Annotated in this window: 1 rRNA gene; it reads left to right on the top strand. The window is 52.8% G+C overall.

What is annotated here, in order from left to right:
* Window positions 1-547 (top strand): 16S ribosomal RNA (locus I2F62_RS13125); the annotation flags it as partial.

Here is a 547-nt window from a genome sequence, read left to right as displayed (position 1 = left end):
CCGCCTGGGGAGTACGGTCGCAAGACTAAAACTCAAATGAATTGACGGGGGCCCGCACAAGCGGTGGAGCATGTGGTTTAATTCGATGCAACGCGAAGAACCTTACCTGGCCTTGACATACTAAGAACTTTCTAGAGATAGATTGGTGCCTTCGGGAACTTAGATACAGGTGCTGCATGGCTGCCGTCAGCTCGTGTCGTGAGATGTTGGGTTAAGTCCCGCAACGAGCGCAACCCTTTTCCTTACTTGCCAGCATTTCGGATGGGAACTTTAAGGATACTGCCAGTGACAAACTGGAGGAAGGCGGGGACGACGTCAAGTCATCATGGCCCTTACGGCCAGGGCTACACACACGTGCTACAATGGTCGGTACAAAGGGTTGCTACCTAGCGATAGGATGCTAATCTCAAAAAGCCGATCGTAGTCCGGATTGGAGTCTGCAACTCGACTCCATGAAGTCGGAATCGCTAGTAATCGCGGATCAGAATGCCGCGGTGAATACGTTCCCGGGCCTTGTACACACCGCCCGTCACACCATGGGAGTTTG

It is taken from the genome of Acinetobacter sp. MD2(2019) (genome assembly GCF_035615615.1).
Classification (GTDB): domain Bacteria; phylum Pseudomonadota; class Gammaproteobacteria; order Pseudomonadales; family Moraxellaceae; genus Acinetobacter.
This window is presented reverse-complemented; position numbering and strand designations above follow the sequence as displayed.